The sequence below is a fragment of the Micromonospora sp. DT15 genome, from assembly GCF_049841475.1.
In the GTDB taxonomy this organism is placed as follows: domain Bacteria; phylum Actinomycetota; class Actinomycetes; order Mycobacteriales; family Micromonosporaceae; genus Micromonospora.
Genome location: NZ_JBNCKJ010000006.1, coordinates 301,365 through 326,419, shown reverse-complemented (window position 1 = coordinate 326,419; position 25,055 = coordinate 301,365). Strand labels below are relative to the sequence as shown.

The window sequence follows — 25,055 nt, the reverse complement described above, 5'->3', positions numbered from 1 at the left end:
CGGGCCTGCGCTAGCGTTGCGATCATGGAATCTGCTGCGGAGCCGCGCGCCCGGCGGCTCTTCGGCGGCAGCGCCCGGGCCCTCGGCGACCTCACGGCCAACCCGTTCCGTGCCGACCGGGACCGGATCGTCGGCTCGCCGTTCTTTGCCCGCCTCGGTGGTGTCACCCAGGTGATCAGCCCGGTCGGCTCCGGGCTGCTGGTGCACAACCGGCTCACCCACAGCCTCAAGGTCGCCCAGGTGGCCCGGGCGGTCGCCGAGCGGTTGGGAGCCGACGAACGGTGGCGTGACCTGCTGGACAAGCTCGGCGGCTGCGACCCCGACGTGGTGGAGGCGGCGGCGCTCGCCCACGACCTCGGCCACCCACCGTTCGGGCACCTGGGGGAGCGGGTGCTGGACCGGCTGGCCCGCCAGCGTCTCGGCCTCTCCGACGGTTTCGAGGGCAACGCGCAGTCGTACCGCATCGTCACCAGCACCGAGATCCGGGGCGCGGCCACCACCGGGTTGGACCTGACCGCTGCGGTCCGCGCGGCGATGCTGAAGTACCCGTGGACCCGCCTGGACCATCCCGACCCGCACCCGCGCACCATGGACCCTCCGCCGCGCGGCGCCACCCCGCCGCCGGACGACCCGGAGAGCGGGTCGTCGAAGTTCGGCGCGTACCGGACCGAGCTGGACGACCTGCGGCAGGCCCGGGCCCCGTTCGCCGGTCGCATCCCGGACTGGCAGCAGACCGTCGAGGCGTCCGTGATGGACACCGCCGACGACATCGCGTACGCCATCCACGACGTGGAGGACTTCTACCGGGTCGGGGTGCTCCAGCAGGGTTCGGTCTCCGCGGAGTTGATGGCCTGGCAGCGCGAGAGCGGGCAGCTGCGGGCGATCACCGACGCGGCGCTGGCCACGGCTGCCCGGCGACCCGGGGCGGCGATCGAGCGGCTACGCCGGCAACTGCACCGCAAGGACGCCTGGATCGCCGACGACGACGCGTTCGCGGCCGCCGTCGAGCACGTCCGCGAGGAGTTGGTGGACGGGCTGCTCGCGATGCCGTTCGACGGCTCGATCGAGGCCGAGCAGTACGTGGCCCGGTTCTCCGCCCGCTGGTCAACCCGCTTCGTCGAGGCGATCACGGTCACCGAACAGCCGTCGGTGCGCTCCGGGCACGTGCTGCTGGGCTGCGCCCAGTGGCACGAGGTGCAGGTGCTCAAGTTCGTCCACCACCGGTTCGTGCTGGCCCGCCCGGACCTCGCCCTGCACCAGCGCGGCCAGGCCCGGCTGCTGGGCACCCTGGTCGAGGCTCTCTGGGAGTGGCTGCTCGACCCGGAGGAGGAGTCCCGGCTGCCCCGCCGGTTGCACGACCTGGTCGAGCTGGCCGAGGCGGAGCTGCACCCGCGTACCCCGGACCGGATCGGTCGCGCCCGGGGCCGGGCCATCGTCGATTTCGTCGCGCAGCTCACCGATGGTCAGGCGGTGGCCATGCTCGACGCGCTCTCCGGCCGGTCCGGCGCGCTCTGGACCGACGCGTTCGTGCTCTGACCCGACGGCCGCCACAGGCGATGCCTGCGACGGCCTACCTCAGGCGACGGCCTGCTGGGCCTACCTCAGGCGACGGCCTGCTGTGGCGTGCCTCAGGCGACGGCCTGCCACCACCCGTCGACGGCGGGCGGCTCGTCGACGACGACCCGCTCGCCGGGGCGGGGCACGGCGAGTCGCACGTCGCGGGCCTTCGCCTCGGCCCACAGCCGGTCGACCGGCTCGGACCAGTCGTGCAGGGCCAGGTTGAACGTCGCCCAGTGCACCGGCACGAACAGCCCGCCGCGCAGGTCGAGGTGGGCGCTGACCGCCTCCTCCGGGAACATGTGGATCGTCGGCCAGGCCCGGTCGTACGCGCCGATCTGCATCAGCGTCACGTCGAACGGCCCGTGCTCGGCGCCGATCTCGGCGTACCCGTCGAAGTAACCGGAGTCGCCGGTGTAGAAGACCTTGCGGCGCGCCCCGGCCACCACCCACGAACTCCAGAGCGTGCCGTCGCGACGCAGCCCGCGTCCGGAGAAGTGCTGGGCGGCGGTGGCGGTGATCTCCAGGCCGGCCACCCGGTGCGACTCGGACCAGTCCAGCTCGATGATCCGTTCGGCGGGTACGCCCCAGCGGTCCAGGTGCGCGCCCACTCCGAGCGGCACCAGGAACGGCGCGGACTGCCCGGCGAGCAGCGCCCGCACGGTGGCCATGTCGAGGTGGTCGTAGTGGTCGTGCGAGATCAGGATGGCGTCCAGCGGGGGCAGCTCGTCGATGCCCACCGGCGGCTTGTGCAGCCGGCGTGGGCCGACCAGACCCGAGGGGGAGCACCGCTCGCTCCAGACCGGGTCGAGGAGCACCCGCCGGCCCTCGATCTCGATCAGCGTCGAGGCGTGGCCGTACCAGACGATGTTGAGCTCGTCGGCGGCCTCCGGCCCGCCGGCGCTGGGTCGCAGCAGCGGGACGGCCGCCGTCGGACGCCGCTTCTGCTTGCCGAAGATCAGCTCGCGGACCAGGTTGCGCCCCGGCTCGGCGACCATCGTGCGGGTGCCGGCCCGGTTGTGGAAGGTGCCCTCCCGGAACTGCGGCGAGCGGGCCGCCCGTTCGGCCCGTGCCCCGCTGAGCCGGCCACCCAGGGCCGCCGGCACATCCCGGGCGACCCAGGCCAGGCCGGCCAGCGCGGCCAGGCCGGCGACGCCTCGCATCCGCCGCCCGAGCGACCGTTCGACGTCCGTGTTCTGCGCTCGTGCCATTGCCGTCCCTCCGACGTGTCCGCCCTACACGGTAGTCACCCGGACCGAACCGTGCCTCGGTGGTCGCCACGCCGGGTCGGCCGCCGGCAGCGGCGACCGACCCGGGACGAACTCAAAGCGTGCCTTAGCCGCCGTTGCTGGGGCGCCGGGCGGTGATCCGGAACGTCGTGCCCACGCCCGCGATCCGGTCCACCGCCGCCAGGAACTTCGGGCCCATGGCGGCGCGGGCCTGCACCGCCGGGTGGGTCGCGCCGAAGTCGTCCGGGTTGGCCTGCCCGTCGGCGAAGAGGGCGTAGGTGAGCACCGCCGCGCCGGAGCGGTCGAAGATCACACCGGCCTCGTGCCGGGCGTCGGCGTACCAGCCGGCCTTGGTGGCGACCCGGGCCCGCTCGTCGGAGGACATGGTGCGCCGGATGCCGTCGGTGAACGCCACCGGGGAACGCAGGAGGCCCAACAGGTACGTCGTGGAGGCGGGGGAGAGCAGCGTGCCGGCGACCAGGGCGCGCAGCAGGTCGTGCGTCTCCCGGGGGGTGCTGGTGCCGAGGAAGAACCGGTTCGGGTTGGCCACCGGCTGGACCTGGGTGTTCGGGAAGCCCTTGGCGACCAGGATGGAGTTGATCTCGGCGGCCGGGGCGACCAGCCCGCACAGCCGCACCGCCGTGTCGTCCGAGACGGTCAGCAGGTTGGCCAGCACGTGCCCGATGGTGACCAGGCTGGGGTACGCGCCGTCCAGGCTGAAGATGCCGTCACCGCCCGGTACGACGATTGTCGAGCTCACCTCGACCTGCTGGTCCAGGGTGAGCAGCCCTCGGTCGACCTTGTCGAGCACCGCCGTGGCGACGGCGATCTTGTTGACGCTGTACGCCTCGATCCGCCGGTCCGCGTCAGCCTCGACCGCTACCACCGGCGCACCGGCCGGGTCGGCGACGCTGACGTACGCCTGCCAGTTGCCGCCGGCCTCGGCGCTGTGCTTGGCGAAGGCGGAGGCGACCCGACGGGCGGCCCGAGCGGGGGTGGTCGGCGACGCCTCGGTGGTCTCGGCTGCGCTCGCCGGGGCGGCGGCGCCCAGCACGGTGCCGGCGGTGGCCACAGTGCCCAGTCCGAGTGCCGTTCTGCGGTTCAGTCGCATGGTGAATCGTCTCCCCGATCGTGGTGTGCCTGCGCGCTTGCTGGCCCACCACCCTAGGCGAGTTGATCGATGCACGACGCCCCCGAACATGTCCCGAACAGTCCCGAACAGGTCAGCCGAACCGTCGGCGCAGCGCGGCGCCCACCGCTCCCACCGGCCCGGACACGAGTTGCCGCAGGTCGGGCAGGTGGCCACCGCGTACCGCCTCGCCGGCCGGGTTCGCGGTGAAGACCGAGCCGTCGTGCGCGGCGACCGACCGTCCACTCAGGCCGGCCGCGCGCATCAACGGGCCGACGAGGACGTCGTAGACCCCTGGCAGCACGGTGAACCCGGCCCGCAGCACCACGTTGAGTCTGCCCACCGACACCTCCCGGCGGGGTCGGTCCACACAGTGCACGATGGCCCGGGCCACCCGCTGCGGCCCGGCCACCGGCGGCGGAGGTCGCCCGATGCGGCCCAGGTAGTTGGCCGCCTGCTGGTACACCGGTGTGTCCACACTGCCCGGGTTGACCAGGCACAGCCGGATCTCCGGGCTGTCGCGCAGCTCCTGCTGCACCGTCCGGGCCAGACCCTGCAACCCCCACTTGCTCGCCACGTACGCGCTCATGTACGGCGCGGTGATGTGCCCGAGCACCGAACCGGTGAGGATCACCGTGCCGGCCCCGGCAGCCCGGAAGTGCCGCAGCGCCACCCGCACCGAGCCGGCCGCGCCGAGCAGATCGGTCCGTACCACCTGGTCGAAGACCCGTTGTGGCAACTCGTCGAAGCGACCGTAGGCCATCACCGCCGCCGTGTGTACCCACACGTCGACACGGCCGAAGCGGTCGATCGCGGCCTCCGCGAGCGCGTCCAGCGCGCCCGGCTCGGTCACGTCGGTCGGCACTGTCAGCACGTCGACGTCGGCGCACTCAGCGCGTACCTCGGCCAGGGTCGTGGTGGCGCGAGCGGCGAGGACCAGGCGGTCGCCGCGCTCGGCGAACGCCCGGGCCGTCGCCCGGCCGATCCCGCTGCTCGCGCCAACGATCACGACCACCCGGCTCACGGCACTCTCGCACTCATGGTTCGAGCACGACCTTGATGCAGCCGTCCTCCTTCTTCTGGAACATCTCGTACGCCTGCGGCGCCCGAGCCAGCGGCATCCGGTGGGTACGCAGGTCCTCCACGCCCAGTGGGTCGTCGTCGCCGGAGAGCAGCGGCAGGATCTCGTCGGTCCACCGGCGCACGTGACACTGCCCCATCCGCAACTGGATGCCCCGGTCGAACATCTCCATCAGCGGCATCGGGTCCGCCTCGCCGCCGTACACCCCGGAGAGCGACACGGTGCCGCCGCGGCGAACCCCCTTGAGCGCGGCGTGCAGGACGGACAGCCGGTCCACGCCGGCCCGGTCGGTCATCGTCTGGGCCAGCTTGTCCGGTAGCAGGCCGACGGCGGTGTGGGCAAGCTTGCCCATCGGCGACCCGTGCGCCTCCATCCCGACCGCGTCGATCACGGCGTCCGGGCCCCGGCCGTCGACCAGGTCGATCAACGCGCCCGGCACGTCGGACAGTTGGCTCACGTCGATCACCTCGATGCCGTGCCGGCGGGCCAGCTCCAGCCGCTCCGGCACGAGGTCCAGCCCGATCACCCGGCCCGCGCCGAGGTGACGGCCGATCCGCGCGCAGAACTGCCCGACCGGACCCAGACCGAAGACGGCCAGGGTGCCGCCCGGCGGGGTGTCGGCGTACTTCACCGCCTGCCAGGCGGTGGGCAGGATGTCGGACAGGTAGAGGTAGCGCTCGTCGGCGCCGGTCTCCGGGATCTTGATCGGCCCGAAGTGGGCCTGCGGGACACGCAGGTACTCGGCCTGCCCGCCCGGCACCGAACCGTAGAGGGAGGTGTAGCCGAACAGGGACGCGCCCTTGCCCTCGCTGGTGACCTGGGTGGTCTCGCACTGCGCGTAGAGCTGACGCGAGCACATCCAGCAACTGCCGCAGGCGATGTTGAACGGCACCACCACCCGGTCGCCCGGCTTGAGCCCGGTCACCTCCGACCCGACCTCCTCGACGATGCCCATCGGCTCGTGGCCCAGGACGTCACCCGGCTTCAGGTACGGCCCGAGCACCTCGTACAGGTGCAGGTCGGAACCGCAGATCGCGGTCGAGGTGATTTTCACGATCGCGTCGGTCGGTTCCTCGATCCGGGGGTCCGGGACCTCCTCGACCCGTACATCCCGCTTGCCCTGCCAGGTGAGCGCCTTCATGTCCCTCATCCCCTTCACGCTGCCGTCTCGAAGGACTGCTACCCGCGCTCGGGCACTTGAACCGGCTGTCTGTCCCGCCCTGTCCCCGGCGGGGTTGATCCACTCAGGTTCCTTGAAGTCGCGGTATCCGAGGCCCGCCAACAGGCCGATGTCCTGAAACCCGAGTGGATCATGCGGCGCTCCAGCCCCACGGCGAGCAGAGACCGCCGTACCCCCGAGGAAAGCGGGATACGGCGGTCTGGTGTCGTGCGGCGCAGCTCAGGAGCCGGGGGTGTTGTTCGCTCCCTTGGCGGTGGCCGCGAGGTAGTCGCGGTTGAGCCGGCCGATGGTGTTCAGCGGGATGCCCTTCGGGCAGGCCGGGGTGCATTCGCCGGCGTTGGTGCAGCCGCCGAAGCCGGCCTCGTCGTGCGCGTCGACCATGCCGATCACCCGGGTGTAGCGCTCGGGCTGGCCTTGCGGCAGCAGGGAGAGCTGGGTGAGCTTGGCGGCGGTGAAGAGCATGCCGGAGCCGTTCGGGCAGGCTGCCACGCAGGCGCCGCAGCCGATGCAGGCCGCCGACTCGAAGGCGGCGTCGGCGTTGGCCTTGGCGACCGGGGTGGAGTGGGCTTCGGGCGCGCTGCCGGTCGGCGCGGTGACGTAGCCACCAGCCGCGATGATCGTGTCGAAGGCGCTCCGGTTGACGACCAGGTCCTTGACCACCGGGAAGGCGCTGGCCCGCCACGGCTCGATGTCGATCGTCTCGCCGTCCTTGAACTGCCGCATGTGCAGCTGGCACGCGGTGGTGCCGCGCTGCGGCCCGTGCGCGTCGCCGTTGATCATCAGGCCGCACATGCCGCAGATGCCCTCGCGGCAGTCGTGGTCGAACGCCACCGGGTCATCGCCCGCGAGGATCAGCCGCTCGTTGAGCACGTCGAGCATCTCCAGGAACGACATGTCCGGGGACACGTCGTCGACCGGGTAGGTCACCATCCGACCCTTGTCCTCAGGGCCCTTCTGGCGCCAGATGCGCAGGGTCAGGTTCACTTGTAGCTCCGCTGCGTGGGGTGGACGTATTCGAACTTCAGGTCTTCCTTGTGCAGCACCGAGGGCTCGCCGTCGGCGGTGAACTCCCAGGCCGCCACGTACGCGAACCGGTCGTCGTCGCGCTGCGCCTCACCGTCGGGGGTCTGGTGCTCGGCCCGGAAGTGGCCGCCGCAGGACTCCTCGCGGTGCAGGGCGTCGATGCACATCAGCTCGGCCAGCTCGAAGAAGTCGGCCACCCGGCCGGCCTTCTCCAGCGACTGGTTGAGTTCCTCGCCGTTGCCGGACACCTTGACCCGCTGCCAGAACTGCTCGCGCAGGGCACGGATCTCGTCGATCGCCTTGCGCAGCCCGGCCTCGCTGCGCTCCATGCCGCAGTGTTCCCACATGATCTGGCCCAGCTCCCGGTGGAACGAGTCCACGGTCCGGTCGCCGTCAACAGCGAGCAGCCGCCGAATGCGGTCCTCGACGTCGGTGCGCGCCTCGATCGCCGCCGGATGGGTGGCGTCGACCTTGTCCAGCCCGCCGGAGGCCAGGTAGTTGGCGATGGTGGTGGGCAGCACGAAGTAGCCGTCGGCGAGGCCCTGCATCAGCGCCGAGGCGCCGAGCCGGTTCGCGCCGTGGTCGGAGAAGTTCGCCTCGCCGATCACGAACAGGCCGGGGATGTTCGACTGGAGGTCGTAGTCGACCCACAGGCCGCCCATCGTGTAGTGCACGGCGGGGTAGATGCGCATCGGCACCTCGTACGGGTCCTCGCCGGTGATCCGCTCGTACATCTCGAAGAGGTTGCCGTACTTGGCCTCGATGGCCTTGCGGCCCAGCCGGCCGATCGCGTCGGCGAAGTCGAGGTAGACGCCGAGCTTGGTCGGCCCGACGCCCCGCCCCTCGTCGCACACGTTCTTCGCGGCGCGGGAGGCGATGTCGCGGGGGACCAGGTTGCCGAAGGAGGGGTAGATCCGCTCCAGGTAGTAGTCCCGCTCGTCCTCCGGAATGTCCTTCGGGCTGCGGTCGTCACCCTTGGTCTTCGGCACCCAGACCCGGCCGTCGTTGCGCAGCGACTCGCTCATCAGGGTCAGCTTCGACTGGTGGTCGCCGGAGACCGGGATGCAGGTCGGGTGGATCTGCGTGTAGCACGGGTTGGCGAAGTACGCGCCCTTGCGGTGCGCGCGCCAGGTGGCGGTGACGTTGCAGCCCTTGGCGTTCGTGGAGAGGTAGAAGACGTTGCCGTAGCCGCCGGAGCCGAGCACCACGGCGTCCGCCATCTCGGTGCTGATCTCGCCGGTGACCATGTCCCGGACGACGATGCCGCGGGCCTTGCCGTCGACGAGGACCAGCTCCAGCATCTCGTGCCGGGTGTTCATCTCGACGTTGCCCAGGCCGATCTGCCGTTCGAGGGCCTGGTAGGCGCCGAGCAGCAGCTGCTGGCCTGTCTGGCCCCGGGCGTAGAAGGTGCGCTGCACCTGGGCGCCACCGAAGGAGCGGGTGTCCAGCAGGCCGCCGTACTCGCGGGCGAACGGCACCCCCTGGGCGACGCACTGGTCGATGATGTTGACCGACACCTCGGCGAGCCGGTGCACGTTCGACTCCCGGGAGCGGAAGTCGCCGCCCTTGACGGTGTCGTAGAAGAGCCGGTGGACGGAGTCGCCGTCGTTGCGGTAGTTCTTCGCCGCGTTGATGCCGCCCTGTGCCGCGATGGAGTGCGCCCGGCGCGGGCTGTCCTGGTAGCAGTAGGACTTGACGTGGTAGCCCTGCTCGGCCAGGGTCGCGGCGGCGGAGCCGCCGGCCAGGCCGGTGCCGACCACGATCACCGTCATCTTGCGGCGGTTGGCGGGGTTGACCAGCTTGGCCTCGAAGCGCCGGGTCTCCCAACGCTTCTCGACCGGGCCGGCGGGAGCCTTGGTGTCGGCGATCGGGTCGCCCTCGGTGAAGAGTTCCATGTCAGGACACCAATCCGGTGAGTACGGCGAACGGGACCACCAGGTACCCGGCGCAGAGCAGCACGGCGAAGACCAGAGCCGCGGCACGCGCCCTGCGCTCACCGCGTGGCGTCTGCTGGCCGAGGCTGCGGAACGCGCTGAACGCGCCGTGGCGCAGGTGGAAGCCGACCGCGAGGATGGCGAGGGTGTAGAAGAGCGTGACGTACCAGCGCTCGGGCGCGAAGTCGGCGACGACGTTGCCGTACGGCTTGCTCTCGTCGCCGACCGGGTTCAGCGTGCCGGTGGTCAGGTCCAGCAGGTGGTAGATCACGAAGAGCAGGATGATCACTCCACCCCAGCGCATCGTGCGGGCCGCGTAGCTGCCGTTGACCTTCTTGCGGTGGGCGTACTTGACCGGGCGGGCGGCGCGGGCGCGCCGGGCCAGCACGGTGGCGGCCACGATGTGGGCGACGACCGCCACGACCAGCACGGTGCGCAGGATCCACAGGAACCAGACGCCGGGCAGCAGTGGCTTGCCGATGTCGCGCAGCCAGTGCGCGTAGTGGTCGAACGAGGTCTCCCCCGTGAACACCTTCAGGTTGCCGAGCATGTGGGCGATGAGGAACAGCGCCAGCAGGATGCCCGTCACCGCCATGACGGCCTTGAGGCCGACGTTCGAGCGGATGGGCGACCGAGTTTTCGTCATTACCACGCAACCGACGCTAGGAGCACTTCGATCAGTCGTCCAATGCATCAAACTCGCAGTGTTGATAGCCGTAGGCTATTTAGATGCAGCTCCATCAGCTCCGGTACTTCGTCGCGGTGGCCGAAGTACGACATTTCACCCAAGCGGCCGACCTCGTGGGCATCACTCAGCCTTCTCTCAGTAAGCAAATTCACGCTCTGGAGGCCGACCTCGGAGCACCACTGTTCGAGCGGGTAAGGGGCAACATCGCCCTCACCGCGGCGGGTGAGGTGCTGCTGCCGTTGGCCACCCGGATCCTCGCCGACGTGGAAACCGCGACCCGGGAGGTCCAGGAGTTGGTCGGGTTGCGCCGGGGCCGGGTCCGGCTCGGGGCCACCCCCAGTCTGGCGACCTCGCTCGCCCCGCCGGTGCTGCGCCGCTTCCGCGACGCCCACCCCACTGTCGACCTCAAGGTCGAGGAGGGCGGCTCCCAGGACCTGGTCCGCGACCTGCTCCGCGGCGACCTCGACCTGGCCCTCATCATCATGCCGGCGCAGGGGGCCGACCCGGGGCTGCGGGTCGACCCGATCCTGCGCGAGAGTCTGGTGGTGGCCTCGGTGGGGGAGGTGCCCACCGCGTCGACGACCGGGGAGCTGCGCATCACCGACCTGCGGGACCAGCCGATGGTGATGTTCCGGGAGGGGTACGACCTGCGCGACGCGACCATCCAGGCGTGTCGGGAGGCGGGCTTCGAGCCCACCTTCGCGGTGGACGGCGGCGAGATGGACGCGGTGCTCAGCTTCGTCGAGGCGGGACTCGGCATCGCTCTCGTGCCCGGCATCGTGTTGGCCCGGCGGCCGGGCGTGCGGATCACCCCGCTCGCCCCGCCCGGGGTGCGGCGGACCATCGCGGTGGCCCGTCGGCGCGACGTCGTACCCACCCACGCCGGTCGGGAGCTTCGGCGCATCCTGCTCGACTACATCCAGTCGGCGATCAACCTCGGCGAACTGCCCCCCGGCGTCGAGCCACTGACCTGACCCGCCGGAGAAAGCTGCCGCGAGGAAGCCGGACGGGGCCGCCGCCGCGACCAGGTCGGCGGCGGCCCCGCGGTCCGGCTCAGCGGCCCTCGGCGTCGTCCATCGCCCGGTAGATCCGCTGCTCGGAGACGGGGTACGGGGTGCCCAGCGCCTGAGCGAAGACGTTCACCCGCAACTCCTCGATCATCCACCGGATCTGCCGGACGGCCGCCTCCTGGCGGCGGGCCGGCGACAGGTTGGCGAGCAGGTCGGCGTACTCCTTCTGCACCACAGCGATCCGGTCCTGCTGCTGGCGGTCCCGCTGCGGGTTGCCGCCCAGCCGCTCCAGCCGACGCTCGATGGCGGTGAGGTAGCGCAGCAGGTCGGGCAGGCGTGCGTACCCGGTCTCGGTGATGAAACCGGCGTGCACCAGCCCGGCGAGCTGGTTGCGGATGTCGGCCAGCGCCGCCACCACGGCGAGGTTGCGGGTCGCGCCGAGCCGCTGCTCGACGGCGTACGCGGCGGCGAGGACCTTGCGGACCCGGTCCATCACCTCGACCACTGTGTCGACCAGGTCGGTGCGGACCTTCTCGCGCAGGGCCGCGAAACCGTCGGCGTCCCACGCCGGCCCACCGGCCACACCGATCAGCCGGTCGATGGCGGCGCCCGCCGCGTCCTCGATCAACTCCTGCACGCCGCCGTGCGGGTTGCGGCTCAGCGCCAGCTTCGCCTCGTTGTCCAGCCGCCCCTGCAGGAACCGCGCCGGGGACGGCACGGTGAGCCGCAGCAGCCGGCGGGTGCCGGCCCAGTGCGCCGCCTCCGCCTCGGCGGGGGAGTCGAACACCCTCACCCCGACCGTGGCGCCCTCGTCGACCAGCGCCGGGTACGCGGTGACCGCGTAACCCGCGCGGACCTGCTCGATGGTCCGGGGCAGTGTGCCGATGCTCCACTCGCGCAGCCCGGTGCGGGCCACCTCCGGCGCGGCGGCAGCCACCACCTGGCGTACCTCCTGGCGGAGTTGGCGTTGCAGGGCCGGCAGGTCCTTGCCCTCGGCGACCGGCTTCTCGTCGTCGCCGAGGACCCGGAACGTCACCCGCAGGTGTGCCGGGAGCTTGCCCGGTTCCCACGCGTCGCGGGGCACTGTCACTCCGGTCATCCGGCGCAGCTGCCGGGTGAGCGCGTCCAGCAGCGACTCCTCGCCGGGGGTGATCGCCGCCAGGGCCGCCCGGGCGTAGTCCGGCACCGGGACGAAGTTGCGGCGGATCGCCTTGGGCAACGACCGCATCAGCGCGATCACCGTCTCCTCGCGCAGCCCCGGCACCTGCCAGTCGAAGGTCTCCGCCGGCACCTGGTTGAGCAGCGGCAGCGGGATGTCCACTGTGACGCCGTCGTCCGGTGTGCCCGGCTCGAACCGGTAGGTCAGTGGCAGGCTCACCCCGTCGGCCTGCCACTCGTCCGGGTAGTCGTCCTCGTCCACCCCCGGTCGGCCGTCGTTGATCAGCAGGTCGCGGGTGAAGGTGAGCAGGTCGGGTTGCTCGCGGCGGGTCTTCTTCCACCAGATGTCGAAGTGCCGGCCGGAGGACACGTCGGCCGGTATCCGCTGGTCGTAGAAGCCGAAGATGGTCTCGTCGTCGACCAGGATGTCCCGGCGTCGGGCCCGGCTCTCCAACTCCTCGATCTCGGCGAGCAGTCGCTTGTTGTCCGCCCAGAACTGGTGGTGGGTCTGCCAGTCGCCCTCGACGAGGGCGTGCCTGATGAACAGCTCCCGGCTCAGCGTCGGGTCGATCCGGCCGAAGTTGACCTTTCGGGAGCTGACCAGCGGGACGCCGTACAGGGTGACCTTCTCGTAGGCCATCACCGCGGCCTGCTTCTTCTCCCAGTGCGGTTCGCTGTAGCTGCGCTTGACCAGGTGCTGCGCCAGCGGCTCGACCCACTCCGGCTCGACCCGCCCGGCTATGCGCCCCCACAGCCGGGAGGTCTCCACCAACTCGGCGGCCATCACCCAGCGCGGCGGCTTCTTGAACAACGCCGAGCCGGGGAAGATCCCGAACTTCGCTCCCCGCGCCCCCAGGTACTCGTGCTTCTGGGCGTCCTTCAGGCCGATGTGCGACAACAGACCGGGCAGCAGCGACTGGTGCACCTTCGGGGTGTCGATCTCCTCCGGCAGGTCCGCTCCACCCCGGCGGCCCCGGCCGGCGTCCGCGTCGTCCGAGGTGTCGCGCGCCGGCCGCCCACCACGCCGGTCGCCGTCGGACGGGGTACGCAGCACCTGGCGCAGCTGGCTGACGATGTCCTGCCACTCGCGGATCCGCAGGTAGTTCAGGTACTCCGCCTTGCACATCCGGCGGAACGCGCTGGAGGAGAGCTCCCGCTGCTGCTCGCGCAGGTAGCGCCACAGGTTGAGGAAGGCGACGAAGTCCGACTCCTTGTCGGCGAACCGGGCGTGCGCCTGGTCAGCCTGAGCCTGCTTCTCCGCCGGCCGCTCCCGCGGGTCCTGAATGGAGAGCGCCGCGGCGATCACCAGCACCTCGGTGGCGCAGCCGTTGCGTTCGCCCTCGACCACCATCCGGGCCAGGCGCGGGTCGACAGGCAACTGGGCCAGCCGCCGGCCGAGCGCGGTGAGCCGCTTCTCCGGGTCGGCCTCGGTCGGGTTCAACGCGCCCAGCTCGTGCAGCAGGTTGACGCCGTCGGTGATGTTGCGCTTGTCCGGTGGGTCGATGAACGGGAACGCGGCGAGGTCGCCGAGCCCGATCGCGGTCATCTGGAGGATGACCGACGCCAGATTGGTCCGCAGGATCTCCGGGTCGGTGAACTCGGGCCGGGAGAGGAAGTCCTGCTCGTCGTAGAGGCGGATGCAGATGCCGTCCGAGGTACGGCCGCACCGGCCCTTGCGCTGGTTGGCCGACGCCTGGGAGACCGGCTCGATCGGCAGCCGCTGCACCTTGAGCCGACTGGAGTAGCGGGAGATGCGGGCGGTGCCCGGGTCCACCACGTACTTGATGCCGGGCACTGTCAGCGAGGTCTCCGCGACGTTGGTGGCGAGCACCACCCGGCGCGAGGAGTGCGCGGCGAAGACCCGGTGCTGCTCGGCGCTTGACAGCCGCGCGTACAACGGCAGGATCTCGGTGCCGAGGAGCGAGCGCTTCGTCTGCACCAGCTTGCCCAACGCGTCGGCGGTGTCCCGGATCTCCCGCTCACCGCTGAGGAAGACCAGGATGTCCCCGGGGCCCTCGGCGGCCAACTCCTCCACGGCATCGCCGATCGCCTGAATCTGGTCGCGGACGGTCTCCTCGTCGCCGTCGCCGTCCTCCTCACCCTCGGCGAGCTCGACGAGGGGCCGGTAGCGCACCTCCACCGGGTAGGTACGCCCCGAGACCTCGACCACCGGGGCGGGCACGCCGTCGGGCTCGTCGGCAGTGGGTGGCCCGGCGAAGTGCCGGGCGAACCGGTCGGTCTCGATGGTCGCCGAGGTGATGATCACCTTGAGGTCGGGTCGTCGGGGCAACAGCTCCCGCAGGTATCCGAGGATGAAGTCGATGTTGAGGCTGCGCTCGTGTGCCTCGTCGATGATCAGCGTGTCGTACTGGCGCAGCATCCGGTCGGTCTGCAACTCGGCCAGCAGGATGCCGTCTGTCATCAGCTTCACCAGGCTGCGCTCGCTGACCTGGTCGGTGAAGCGCACCTTGTAGCCGACCACGTCGCCCAACTCGGTGCCCAGCTCGTCGGCGATCCGGTCGGCCACCGTCCGGGCGGCCAACCGCCGGGGCTGGGTGTGCCCGATCAGGCCGTGCACCCCGCGCCCCAACTCCAGGCAGATCTTGGGAATCTGGGTGGTCTTGCCGGAGCCGGTCTCGCCCGCCACGATCACCACCTGGTGATCGCGGATGGCTGCGGCGATGTCGTCCTTGCGTTCACTGACCGGCAGACCCACCGGGTACGTGATCACGGGCACCGCCGCCTGCCGGGCGGCGAGCCGTTGCTCGGCCCGGACCAGGTCGGCGGTGATCTCGGTCAGCGCCGCCTCCCGACGCTGCGGGTCGCGCAGCTTGCGGGCACCGTCCAGTCGCCGCTGGAGCCGGCGCTGGTCGCGGAACATCAGAGGTGTGAGGCGGCGGTGCAGCTCGCGAACGGGGTCGGACGCGACGGAGGCGGTTGGATTCTGCATGTCGTGCCCAAGGATAGGCAGCCCGGCGGCGCAGCGCCCCTGGGTTACCGAGCGGCCGGCTCTCCGACGGCCACCTCCGGTCCCTTGACGGTCACGGGCGGGCCCTAGAGTTGGCGGCCGACGTCGAGCGCTGGGGGAGCCGGATGGAGATGCGCGACACCGACCGCGCGTTGGTGCAGGCGGCCACCGCGGTCTCCAAGCTGCGCTGTCGCAGCCGGCACCACACTGTCGCGTCGGCGGCCCGGACCGCGGACGGGCGGGTCTTCACCGGCGTGAACGTGCAGCACGCCACCGGAGGGGTCTGCGCCGAACTCGTCGTCATCGGCACGGCCGCCACGCAGGGCGTCACCGCGTTGGAGACGATGGTCACTGTCGCCGACCGTGGCCGTGAGGTCGTCGCGCCCTGTGACCGGTGTCGGCAGGTGCTGCGGGACCACTTCCCGCACCTGCGGGTAGTCGTCGGCCCGATGGACGCCCCGCGGGTGGTCCCGATCGGGGAGTTGCCCGCGGAGGCCGGCAGCGGCTCGGCCGGCTGACCGGGCCCGGGTCAGTCCCCGGAGGCCGCCTCCAGCATCGACTGCGGCACCGGCACGCTCTCGAACCGCAGGGTGCCCTCCGGAAGCAGCCACGATGTGACCCGCGCGACCAGGCGACCGGCCCGCACGGCGGGGTCGTTGGCGAACAGCGCGCGTGCCTCGTCCGGGGCGATGGACATCACCACGAAGCCCCGCAGATGTTCGTCGTCGGGATGCAGGAACGGCCCGGCCGCGAGGACGAGGTCCTGCTGCACGAGGCCCGCCTGGTGGGCCAGGTGGGCGTCCCGCAACCTGTCGATCGCGTCCTGCGGCAGCTCCGGCGGATCCGACGGTCGGGTCAGCAGGACGACCGTGTGCTGGTCGAATCGCATGTCCACACCCTATGACGTGAATGTCCCTCTTATGGGTGTCATCTGCCATCTGTCCGCCCTGTGGTCGTCCGCGAATCTCATTCTCATATCGAGGTTCGAAGCGACTGGGAGGTGCGGCATGGTCACCAGACGTCGGCTGCTCGCGGCCGGTGCCACCGGCGGCGCGGCGGCGCTGATCCCAGCGGGCTGGGCGGCCTCGGGCCGGGCCCTCGCCGCGGTCGCGCCGCTGGACGTCCGGGACATCCCGAAGTACGTCACGCCGCTGCGGATCCCCCCGGCCATGCCGACGGTGGTCACCGATCCGGAGCGCGACACGTACGAGATCGCGGTGCGACAGTTCCGCCAGCAGATCCTGCCGCCGTCATGGCCGCGCACCACGGTGTGGGGTTACGGCTCCACCGCCCACCCCGGCAGCTTCGGCTACCCGGCGCCCACCATCATGGCGCGGGTCGGCCGCCCGGTACGGGTGACCTGGGTCAACCAACTCGTCGACGACCGGGGCGACTACCTGCCGCACCTGCTGCCGGTGGACCCCACCCTGCACTGGGCCAACCCGGCCGGTGGCATCGAGCACCGGGACCACCACGGGCAGTGGGACGGCAGCCCGCGGGGCTATCGCGGCCCGGTGCCCCAGGTGGTGCACCTGCACGGTGGGCACAGCACGCAGGAGAGCGACGGACACTCCGAGGCGTGGTACCTGCCGGTGGCCCGTGACCTGCCGTCCGACTTCGCCGTGTCCGGCAGCGCGTACCGGGAGTTCCGGTCCCGGTTCGCCGAGCGGTCCGGCCTGCGCTGGGCGCCGGGCTCGGCCACCTTCGAGTACGCGAACGACCAGCGGTCGTGCACCCTCTGGTACCACGATCACGCGCTCGGGCTCACCCGGGAGAACGTCTACGCCGGGCCGGCCGGGTTCTACCTGCTCGGTGGTGGGGACGAGCTGCCGGAGGGAGTGCTGCCCGGCCCGGCGCCGACCCGCGACGATCCGCCGAACGCCTCGTACCACGACATTCCGCTGATGATCCAGGACCGCAGCTTCACCGCCGACGGTGAGCTGCGCTATCCGTCGAGGTACTCCGGCGGCGGCGACGGGCCACCGACCTGGGTGCCCGGGTTCTCCGGCTCCACGATCGTCGTCAACGGCCGCACCTGGCCCTCGTTGACGGTCCAGCGCCGTCGCTACCGGTTCCGGCTGCTCAACGGCTGCAACAGCCGGTTCCTGCTGCTCAGCGTGGCCGCCCACGCCACTGCGCGGCCGGCCCGGCCGGTGCTGCCGGTATGGCAGATCGGCAGCGACGGCGGTCTCCTGCCCGAGCCGGTGCCGCACGAGCGGGTGACCCTCGGCCCGGCCCAGCGGGTCGACGCGATCGTCGACTTCACCGACGTGCCGGCCGGCACCGAGCTGTACCTGGTCAACGAAGGGCCGGACGGGATGTATGGCGGCGGTCGGCCCGGGGTGGACTTCGACCCCGCCGACCCGCACACCACCGGGCAGGTGCTGCGCTTCGTGGTCACCGACGCGGCCGGCGCGGATTCGAGCGTGCCACCGGAGCAGCTACGGCTGCCGTCACACCCGCGCCTCGGCCCGGCCCAGCGGGTACGCCGACTGTCGCTCAACGAGCGGATGTCCGGCGGTTCGATGATCATGCTGCTCGGCGTCCTCGACGAGCGCGGCCGGGGGCTGCCGTTGCGCTGGAGCGACCCGGTGACCGAGCAGCCGTTGCTCGGCGACACCGAGGTGTGGGAGGTGCGCAACTTCACCAGGCACGTGCATCCGGTCCACCTGCACCAGGTCCAGTTCGAGCTGCTCGGCCGGGGACACTCGGGGCGGTCGCTGCCGGACCCGGGGGAGCGGGGGTGGCTGGACACGGTGCTCGCGTACCCGTGGGAGGTGACCCGCATCAAGGCGCGCTTCGACCTGCCGGGTCGCTTCGCTTGGCACTGCCACCTGCTGGAGCACGAGGACAACGAGATGATGCGGCCACTGAACGTCCTGCCGCGCGGCGGCGCGGCGGCCGGGGACGGCGGCTCGCGTGACGTGCCGGAGTCGCCACGGGGCGTGCCGGAGGTGCCGGTCACGGCATCGACGGACGCCGGTTAGGCGCCTTTTCGCAGGTCGGCTAAGGTTAGGCGAACCTAAGCCCGATCGTGCAGGAGATTCGTGACCGCCCTCGCCAGCCGGCCGACCCGTAGTCGGGCCAGCACCCGCACCGGGCGTCGGGTGACAGTCACCGTCGGGGCCGCGCTGGTGCTGCTGCTCACCGTGCTGGCCAGCTTCGCGCTCGGCAGCCGACAACTCGGCGTCGACCAGGTCTGGCACGCGCTCGTCGCGCCGGACGGCAGCGATGCCAGCACCATCGTCCGGGAGCTGCGGATGCCCCGGACCGCGCTCGGTATGGCTGTCGGGCTCGCGCTCGCCGTGGCCGGGGTGCTGTTCCAGGCGCTCACCCGCAACCCCCTCGCCGAGCCGCGCATCCTCGGCATCAGCGCGGGCGCGTCGTTCGGGGTGGTGCTCGCGATCTCCGTCTTCGGCGTCGGCACGCTCGCCGGGTACGTCTGGTTCGGCATCGCCGGGGCCCTGATCGCCGGGCTGCTGGTCTTCGCCATCGCCACCCGCGCCCGCGAGGGCGCCAGCCCGGTCACCCTCGCGCTGGTCGGCGCGGCGCTCGACGCCAGCCTGGCCTCCGGGGTGTACGCGCTGCTCAGCATCGACGCCCGCACCTTCGAGGAGTACCGCTTCTGGGTGGTCGGCGGGCTGGCCGGACGGGACCTGTCGGTCGCCGCGCAGGTGCTGCCGTTCGTCCTCGTCGGGTTGGTGCTCGCCGCCCTGGTGGCGCGGGGCCTGGACGCGCTGGCCCTCGGCGACGACGTGGCCCGTGGCCTCGGCCACCGCATCGGCCTGGTCCGCCTCGGTGGTGGCCTCGCCGCCGTGCTGCTGACCGGCGCCGCGGTGGCCGCCGCCGGACCTGTCGCGTTCGTCGGGCTGGCCGTGCCGCACCTGGCCCGCGCCCTGGTCGGCGCCGACCACCGCTGGACCCTCGCCGTCTCCGCCCTGCTCGGCCCGGCGCTGCTGCTCGCCGCCGACATCGCCGGTCGACTCGTCGCTCCGCCCGGCGAAATCCCGGCCGGGATCGTCACCGCGCTGATCGGCGCGCCACTGCTGGCCGTGCTGGTCCGCCGCGCCCGGGTGGTGACAGCGTGACCACCACCCAGCGCCCCCCGGACCCCACCGACACGCCCCGCCCGTCGAGCCCGATCGGGCTCGCCGAGCCGGCCGGGCAGGCCCGGCTTGCGGGGCGGTCGCTGCTGCGGATCGGCCCGGTCAGCCTGCTGATCCGCCGACGCGCGGTGCTGGTCGCCGCCGTGCTGACCGTGCTGCTCCTGCTGGCCGTCGTACTCAGCCTCTCGCTGGGCACCCCGTACGTCGCCCCGGCCGACGTGCTGCGTGCCCTCTCCGGAGCCGGCACACCGTACGACCTCGTGGTCTTTGACCTGCGGCTGCCTCGGGTCGTGCTGGCGGCCGTGGCCGGCGCCGCCTTCGGCGTGGCCGGCACGCTGATCCAGAGCGTGGCCCGCAACCCACTCGCCAGCCCGGACGTCATCGGCATCACCCAGGGCGCCGGTCTCGCCGCGACGGTGGCCCTGACCAGCGGGATGGCCGCGGTGCTGGTGGCGCCCACCGCGCTGGTGGGTGGATTGCTCGCGGCGATGCTGCTGTTCGCCCTCGGCGCCCGGCACGGGCTGGCCGCGCAGCGGTTCGTGCTCGCCGGGGTGGCTGTCGCGTTCGGCTTCCGGGCGCTCACCGAGGTGGTCATGCTCACCGCCGACCCTATCGACGGGCTGCGCGCGCAGATCTGGCTGATCGGCACCCTGGCCGGCAAGGGCTGGACCGAGGCCGCCTGGATCGCCGGCACACTGCTGGTGCTGCTGCCGGTGCTGGCCTGGGCCGGTTGGGCGCTGAACAGCACCGCCCTGGACGACGACACCGCCCGGGGAGTCGGGCTGCGTCCGGTGGCCCGCCGGGTCGGCCTCGCCGGCACCGGCGTGCTCGTCGCCGCGATGGTCACCGCCCAGGTCGGCGCCGTCGACTTCGTGGCGCTGGTCGCCCCGCAGGTGGCCCGTCGCCTGGTACGCGCCGAACGACCACCGCTGGTCTGCGCGGCGCTGCTCGGCGCACTCCTGCTGGTGCTGGCCGACCTGGCCGGCCGACGCCTGTTCGCACCCACCCAGCTACCCGCCGGTGTGCTGACCGCCGCGATCGGCGGCCCGTACCTGATCTTCCTGCTGCTGCGCGGCCGGCGGCGGTCGTCGTGACGCCTCAAGGAGTCGTGTGATGCTCTCCACCCGCGACCTGGTCGCCGGCTACGACGAGCGGACCGTGCTCGACGGGCTCGACCTCGACCTGCCCACCGACGCCTTCACCGTGATCGTCGGCCCCAACGCGTGCGGCAAGTCCACCCTGCTGCGCACGATGGCCCGGCTGCTCACCCCCCGCCGAGGCACCGTGCTGCTCGACGGCACCGCCATCCGCGAACTGCCGACCCGGGAGGTCGCCCGCCGCCTCGGCGTCCTGCCGCAGAGCCCACTGGTGCCCGAGGGCGTCACTGTGGCGGACCTGGTCGGGCGCGGCCGACAGCCCTACCAGCGGTGGTGGCGGCAGTGGTCGGCGGACGACGGCGCCGCAGTGGACCAGGCGATGGCTCTCGCCGACGTCACCGACCTGGCCGACCGACCCGTGGACAGCCTCTCCGGCGGTCAGCGGCAACGGGTGTGGATCGCCATGACACTCGCCCAGGACACCGACGCCCTGCTGCTGGACGAGCCGACCACATTCCTCGACCTGGCTCACCAGGTGGAAGTGCTGGATCTCCTGCACCGGCTGCGCTCCGAGCGTGGCCGCACCGTGGTCGCCGTGCTGCACGACCTGAACCAGGCCGCCCGCTACGCCGACCACCTGGTCGCCATGCGCGCCGGCGCAGTGGTCGCCGCCGGCCCGCCCCGGGAGATCCTCACCGCCGACCTGGTCCGCGACGTCTTCGGGCTGGCCTGCGTGGTCGTGCCCTGCCCGGTGACGGGCGCACCCCTGGTGGTGCCCGCCTACACCGGAGGCAACGCTCTGGTCCCGGGTGACCCGATCGACGCGTCCGCCGGCGCGAAGGACCCCGATCCGTCGACGGCGTCCGTACCGGACGCCCGACCCGCCACCGGCGACGCGGCCAACCCGCTCGCCGGCTCGCACCCCTCGAAAGGACTCTGATGCGTCGTCTCGTCGCAGCTCTCGCCGCGGCCGTCGCCCTCGGCGCCGGCCTCACCGCCTGCGGTGAGAGCGACCCGGTCGCCGGCTCCACCACCGGGGAGACCCGGGAGATCACCCACGCCATGGGCACCACCAAGGTCCCGGCCGAGCCCAAGCGCGTCGTCGTGCTCGACACCGACAAGATCGATACGGCGCTCTCGCTGGGCATCACGCCCGTCGGCGCGGCCACCGCCGGTGAGGCGAAGAGCTGGCCCACGTACTTCGGCGCGGACAAGCTCGCCGGCATCAAGGAGGTCGGGGTGCTCACCGAGCCCGACCTGGAGGCGATCAACGCGCTGAAGCCGGACCTCATCCTCGGCAGCAAGTTCCGCCAGGAGAAGTTCTACGACGAGCTGGCCGCCATCGCGCCGACCGTGTTCACCGACAAGGTGGGCATCACCTGGAAGGACAACCTCCTCCTCGACGGCAAGGCGCTCGGCCGCGAGCAGCAGGCAAAGGATCTGCTCGCCACCTACGAGAAGCGGGCCAAGGACTTCGGCGCGACGCTCGGCGACGCCGCCGCGCGCAAGGTCTCCATCGTGCGGTTCCTGCCCGGCAACATCCGGGTGTACGGGCCGGACTCGTTCTCCGGCATCGTCATCGGCGACACCGGCCTGGGCCGCCCCGAGCGGCAACTGCTCGCCAACAAGACGGACAAGCGCTTCGACCTGGTCAGCCCCGAGCGGATCAACGAGGTCGACGGTGACGTCATCTTCGTGACCGCGTACGGCGACAAGGCCGCCGCCGAGCAGACCAAGGTCTCCGGCGGGACGCTGTGGAAGGGCCTCGGCGCGGTCAAGGCCGGCAAGGCGTACCCGGTCTCCGACGAGGTCTGGATGACCGGCATCGGCGTCGGCGCCGCCAACAAGATCCTCGACGACCTGACCAAGTACCTCCCCGCCGCCTGACACCCCCCAGCGCCATCCGCGCGAGGCGTGCGCTCGCGGGCGCTGGCTCATGATCGTGCTCGATCCAGGATGTAGTGGCCTCCCTAGATGGGGAGGCCACTAGATCCATGTTCGAGGGCGATCATCGTCACCTGGGGGAGTTCGAGCGTGCCCGTAGGGCGGCCCGGACCTCGGCGAGGAACCCGTCAAAGTCGTCTCGGAGGCGCTTGGCGGTCAGGTGCAGCACGATCCAGTCGCCGCCGAGCAGTCGGTTGAGGCGTTGGCGGTCCCGGTGGAACTGCTCAGGATCGTCGTGCCAGAGTCCGTCGTACTCCACCGCGACCTTGAACTGCGGCCAGGCCAGGTCCAGGCGGGCCACGAATCGGCCCTGCTCGGCCACGACCCACTGCGTCTCCGGCCTCGGCAGGCCGGCGAGCACCAGCCCGACCCGGGTGCGGGACTCCTGAGGGGACTCCGCGCCCGCGTCGGCCAGGTCGACCGCGCGTAGCAGCGCTCGCCAGCCGCGTCGACCGGCCCGGCTCAGCGCGTACTCGCGCAGGGCTGGCGTGGTCGTCAGCCGGTTGGCCAGCATGGCGTCGATGACGACCACCGCCTCGATCACATCGAGCCAACGGGCCAGGTCCCAGCAGGTACGCGCTGGGCTGGTCACCGTGACCCCGGCCCGGTCCACGGTGTCGCCGGAGTCGATCTCTCCGTGGTGGACCCGGATGCCGGCGGTCGGGCCAATCCGGGTGGCGGTGGGAACGAGGACGTCGACCGGCTCGCTCGCGCTCGGTTTCGCGCATCCGTAAAGGCCGGCCGCAGCGCGCCCTGCGATGGCCGCACCGGGCGGGACCAGCCAACGTCCGATGGCGGTGCATCTGATCGTGTGGGTGACTGCGATCTGGGCATCGGCGTAGACGTCGCGGAAGAGCGGTCGCCACGCCGAGCTGCGTAGCTCGTTGCGGGTCAGGAGGCCTCGCGAGACGGCGGTCGAGCCACGGAAGACCCGGCCCCGCAACTGCGGCGGCCGACGAGGAGCTTTCGGCATGGGCCTCAGACTGGCCGAACCTCTTCGCGTCACGCTGCCCCTGTGGATAACCACAGTCAACACACCGGCGCCGATGCGCGTCGTTATCCCCATGATCGCGCTCGAACATGGATGTAGTGGCCTCCCGAGGAGCGGAGGCCACTACATCCTGGATCGAGCGCGATCTTGCCGGGCTGGCGCACGGAGCGCGCGTCGTGCCTCAGGCGGACGTGGGTCGCGGGAGCGGGTGGGGTGCGTGGGTGGGAGGTAGAGGTCGGGGGTGGGACGTGGAGGTCGGGGGTGGGTCAGGCGGCGGTGGACCAGATGGCGCGGAAGGCGGCGGCTTCGCCGGAGAGCCAGCGTTCGATCTGGTCGGGCTTGGCGTCGGTGGGCATGCGGTGGGCCAGGCCGCGGCGGACGTCGACCAGGACCGGCTCGGCGTGCGGGAGCACCGCGTCCATGTGTCGGGCCATCAGGTGCAGGGTGGCGAGCACCGATTCCTCACTCGGTGGGGCCTCGTCGAAGTGCAGGCGGACCGCTTCGGCGCGGCCGTCGGCGTGGCGTACCCCGAAGTGGGGGTTGATCTTGACGGGCAGGTCACCCAGCATGGCCAGGGCGTCGCGGGTCTGGGCGAGATCGACGGCGGCCGGCTCGCCGAGGGAGCGAAGCCAGGTCGTGGCGCCGGGGACGAGCGCCTGGTAGAGCGGGCGCCATCGTGGCTTGACGATGTCGGCCACCCCGGCCAGGTGGGTGCCGCCGGTGTGGAAGGCGATGTCGGCCTTGAGTGCCTTGACGAACTGGCCGTGCGGGTTGAAGCCGGATCGGCTGGCGCGCTGCTTGCGCAGCCCGCCCACGAAGGTCGCCTTGGTGGGGCCGGTGCGGTCGACGTAGCGGGTGAAACCGAGCAGTGTCGCGTAGGGGGTGAGGGGCGTGGAGGCGGGCGCGGTCACGGGCGTCCTCCCAGGTCAGGATCTTGATTAGTACATATATTCTAATCGACAGGTCTGACATTGCCCAGCGAAGTTGAGGGGATCGCCGCCCAGTCGATGGCAGCCGATCGGAGCGCCACGAGTCATCCGGACGGCGGGCGGACCCGGTGACGCCGTCGTGATCCGCCCAGGCGAATTGCCGTAGGTGAATCACAGCATCCATCCTTGCCGCAGCCGGTACGGAAGCGGTTGGGTCAGTGACATGGCTCGCATCGCCTACAACAGCCACGACGCGGCAGCGTTCGAGGCCACCCGTCACTTGTCCGACCAGGCACTCGCCGGATGGCGTGAAGCGGTGACCCGCCACCTCAACCCTCAGCCCGGCACCCGCCTGCTCGACCTCGGCGCGGGCACCGGCGCGTGGGCGCAGACCTTCACCGACTGGTACGACGGCATCGACGTTGTCGCCGTCGAGCCGGCCGAGGCCATGCGAGCCCGCTGCCTACACCCTCAGGTCCTGGCCGGAGACGCTGCCAACGTCCCGCTGGCGGCCGGAAGTGTCGACGCGGCCTGGCTGTCCACCGTCATCCACCACGTGCCAGACCTGACCGCTGCCGCACGTGAGCTGCGCCGCGTGCTGCGTCCCGGCGGGCCGGTGCTGATCCGCTCTGCCTTCGCTGGCCGCCACCACGCAATCACGCTGTTCCGCTTCTTTCCCGAGGCCATCCGCGTGTTGAACACCTACCCCAGCGTGCACGACGTCGAGGCGGCTTTCGCCGCCGCTGGCTTCACGACGATCTCACTCGAACAGGTCCCGCAGACCACGGCACCGTCGCTTCGTGACGTCGCGGCCAGCATGCGCCGGGAAGCACACACGCCCCTTCAGCTGATCACCAGCAACGAGTACGCCGCCGGTCTGGCTCGACTCCACCTCGCCGCTCAAACCGAGTCCGGCCCAGTCATCGACGCACTCGACCTTCTCGTCCTTCGATAGAACGCCGTCCTCGGCGGCCAATCCAAGATCCGCACGCATGGTGATTCCCTCGGGATCCTGACGTCCGGTGGGCTGT

At 71.6% G+C, this 25,055-nt stretch carries 20 protein-coding genes; 9 read left to right on the top strand and 11 right to left on the bottom strand.

Annotated elements, in window-relative coordinates:
- Positions 1–24: 24 nt before the first annotated feature.
- Entirely contained in the window at positions 25–1,536 is a 1,512-nt protein-coding gene (locus ACLQ3F_RS16165) for a deoxyguanosinetriphosphate triphosphohydrolase family protein (protein WP_357199849.1), read from the top strand.
- 92 nt (positions 1,537–1,628) lie between these two features.
- Here the strand turns inward: ACLQ3F_RS16165 and ACLQ3F_RS16160 are convergent, their stop codons facing one another.
- From ACLQ3F_RS16160 to ACLQ3F_RS16130, 7 genes are all read right to left on the bottom strand, one after another.
- Positions 1,629–2,768: an MBL fold metallo-hydrolase gene (locus ACLQ3F_RS16160; RefSeq protein ID WP_425849680.1), complete on the bottom strand. Its 1,140-nt coding sequence runs from the start codon at positions 2,766–2,768 to the stop codon at positions 1,629–1,631.
- Positions 2,769–2,892: 124 nt separating this feature from the next.
- Positions 2,893–3,897 (bottom strand): serine hydrolase, encoded by a 1,005-nt coding sequence (locus ACLQ3F_RS16155; RefSeq protein WP_425849679.1) that lies wholly within the window; start codon positions 3,895–3,897, stop codon positions 2,893–2,895.
- Between the two features lie 112 nt (positions 3,898–4,009).
- The gene (locus ACLQ3F_RS16150; protein ID WP_425849678.1) at positions 4,010–4,939 is read right to left on the bottom strand and encodes an SDR family NAD(P)-dependent oxidoreductase; all 930 of its coding nucleotides are present in this window, start codon (positions 4,937–4,939) and stop codon (positions 4,010–4,012) included.
- A gap of 13 nt (positions 4,940–4,952) precedes the next feature.
- Positions 4,953–6,137, bottom strand: a complete 1,185-nt coding sequence (locus ACLQ3F_RS16145) for a zinc-dependent alcohol dehydrogenase (protein ID WP_425849827.1) — start codon at positions 6,135–6,137, stop codon at positions 4,953–4,955.
- A gap of 258 nt (positions 6,138–6,395) precedes the next feature.
- The gene (locus ACLQ3F_RS16140) at positions 6,396–7,160 is read right to left on the bottom strand and encodes a succinate dehydrogenase/fumarate reductase iron-sulfur subunit (RefSeq protein WP_355007162.1); all 765 of its coding nucleotides are present in this window, start codon (positions 7,158–7,160) and stop codon (positions 6,396–6,398) included.
- Positions 7,157–9,094, bottom strand: coding sequence for a fumarate reductase/succinate dehydrogenase flavoprotein subunit (locus ACLQ3F_RS16135; RefSeq protein WP_393221473.1), 1,938 nt, complete (start codon positions 9,092–9,094; stop codon positions 7,157–7,159). The genes ACLQ3F_RS16140 and ACLQ3F_RS16135 overlap by 4 nt, the downstream gene beginning before the upstream one ends.
- A gap of 1 nt (position 9,095) precedes the next feature.
- The gene (locus ACLQ3F_RS16130; RefSeq protein WP_425849677.1) at positions 9,096–9,779 is read right to left on the bottom strand and encodes a succinate dehydrogenase cytochrome b subunit; all 684 of its coding nucleotides are present in this window, start codon (positions 9,777–9,779) and stop codon (positions 9,096–9,098) included.
- An 83-nt stretch (positions 9,780–9,862) separates the two neighbouring features.
- Here ACLQ3F_RS16130 and ACLQ3F_RS16125 point away from each other — a divergent pair, with 83 nt between their 5' ends.
- Complete coding sequence (locus tag ACLQ3F_RS16125; protein ID WP_357206571.1) at positions 9,863–10,795, top strand: LysR family transcriptional regulator; 933 nt, start codon at positions 9,863–9,865, stop codon at positions 10,793–10,795.
- 79 nt (positions 10,796–10,874) lie between these two features.
- Here the strand turns inward: ACLQ3F_RS16125 and hrpA are convergent, their stop codons facing one another.
- Positions 10,875–14,939 (bottom strand): ATP-dependent RNA helicase HrpA, encoded by a 4,065-nt coding sequence (gene hrpA, locus ACLQ3F_RS16120; RefSeq protein ID WP_425849674.1) that lies wholly within the window; start codon positions 14,937–14,939, stop codon positions 10,875–10,877.
- 143 nt (positions 14,940–15,082) lie between these two features.
- Between hrpA and ACLQ3F_RS16115 the strand changes: the two genes are divergently transcribed.
- Complete coding sequence (locus ACLQ3F_RS16115) at positions 15,083–15,475, top strand: cytidine deaminase family protein (RefSeq protein ID WP_357206575.1); 393 nt, start codon at positions 15,083–15,085, stop codon at positions 15,473–15,475.
- 11 nt (positions 15,476–15,486) lie between these two features.
- Here the strand turns inward: ACLQ3F_RS16115 and ACLQ3F_RS16110 are convergent, their stop codons facing one another.
- Complete coding sequence (locus ACLQ3F_RS16110) at positions 15,487–15,846, bottom strand: YciI family protein (protein ID WP_357206577.1); 360 nt, start codon at positions 15,844–15,846, stop codon at positions 15,487–15,489.
- 118 nt (positions 15,847–15,964) lie between these two features.
- Between ACLQ3F_RS16110 and ACLQ3F_RS16105 the strand changes: the two genes are divergently transcribed.
- Genes ACLQ3F_RS16105 through ACLQ3F_RS16085 form a run of 5 tightly spaced genes read left to right on the top strand, consistent with a single transcriptional unit; the run spans position 15,965 to position 22,047 of the window.
- A complete protein-coding gene (locus ACLQ3F_RS16105; RefSeq protein WP_425849672.1) occupies positions 15,965–17,944 on the top strand; it encodes a multicopper oxidase family protein in 1,980 nt (659 codons plus the stop codon).
- 60 nt (positions 17,945–18,004) lie between these two features.
- The gene (locus tag ACLQ3F_RS16100) at positions 18,005–19,045 is read left to right on the top strand and encodes a FecCD family ABC transporter permease (protein ID WP_425849669.1); all 1,041 of its coding nucleotides are present in this window, start codon (positions 18,005–18,007) and stop codon (positions 19,043–19,045) included.
- Entirely contained in the window at positions 19,042–20,157 is a 1,116-nt protein-coding gene (locus tag ACLQ3F_RS16095; RefSeq protein WP_425849667.1) for a FecCD family ABC transporter permease, read from the top strand. Before ACLQ3F_RS16100 ends, ACLQ3F_RS16095 begins: the two co-directional genes overlap by 4 nt.
- Positions 20,158–20,176: 19 nt before the next feature.
- On the top strand, positions 20,177–21,100 hold the full coding sequence (locus ACLQ3F_RS16090; RefSeq protein WP_425849665.1) for an ABC transporter ATP-binding protein: 924 nt from the start codon (positions 20,177–20,179) through the stop codon (positions 21,098–21,100).
- The gene (locus ACLQ3F_RS16085; RefSeq protein ID WP_425849663.1) at positions 21,100–22,047 is read left to right on the top strand and encodes an ABC transporter substrate-binding protein; all 948 of its coding nucleotides are present in this window, start codon (positions 21,100–21,102) and stop codon (positions 22,045–22,047) included. Before ACLQ3F_RS16090 ends, ACLQ3F_RS16085 begins: the two co-directional genes overlap by 1 nt.
- A 127-nt stretch (positions 22,048–22,174) precedes the next feature.
- On the opposite strand, the gene ACLQ3F_RS16080 is transcribed toward ACLQ3F_RS16085, so the two are convergent.
- Positions 22,175–23,077 carry an endonuclease domain-containing protein gene (locus ACLQ3F_RS16080; RefSeq protein WP_425849661.1) on the bottom strand — a complete coding sequence of 301 codons (903 nt, stop codon included), beginning with the start codon at positions 23,075–23,077 and terminating at the stop codon, positions 22,175–22,177.
- A 284-nt stretch (positions 23,078–23,361) separates the two neighbouring features.
- Complete coding sequence (locus tag ACLQ3F_RS16075) at positions 23,362–24,006, bottom strand: hypothetical protein (protein ID WP_355007174.1); 645 nt, start codon at positions 24,004–24,006, stop codon at positions 23,362–23,364.
- Positions 24,007–24,247: 241 nt separating this feature from the next.
- Here ACLQ3F_RS16075 and ACLQ3F_RS16070 point away from each other — a divergent pair, with 241 nt between their 5' ends.
- Positions 24,248–24,979, top strand: a complete 732-nt coding sequence (locus ACLQ3F_RS16070) for a class I SAM-dependent methyltransferase (RefSeq protein WP_425849659.1) — start codon at positions 24,248–24,250, stop codon at positions 24,977–24,979.
- The last annotated feature ends 76 nt before the right edge of the window (positions 24,980–25,055 follow it).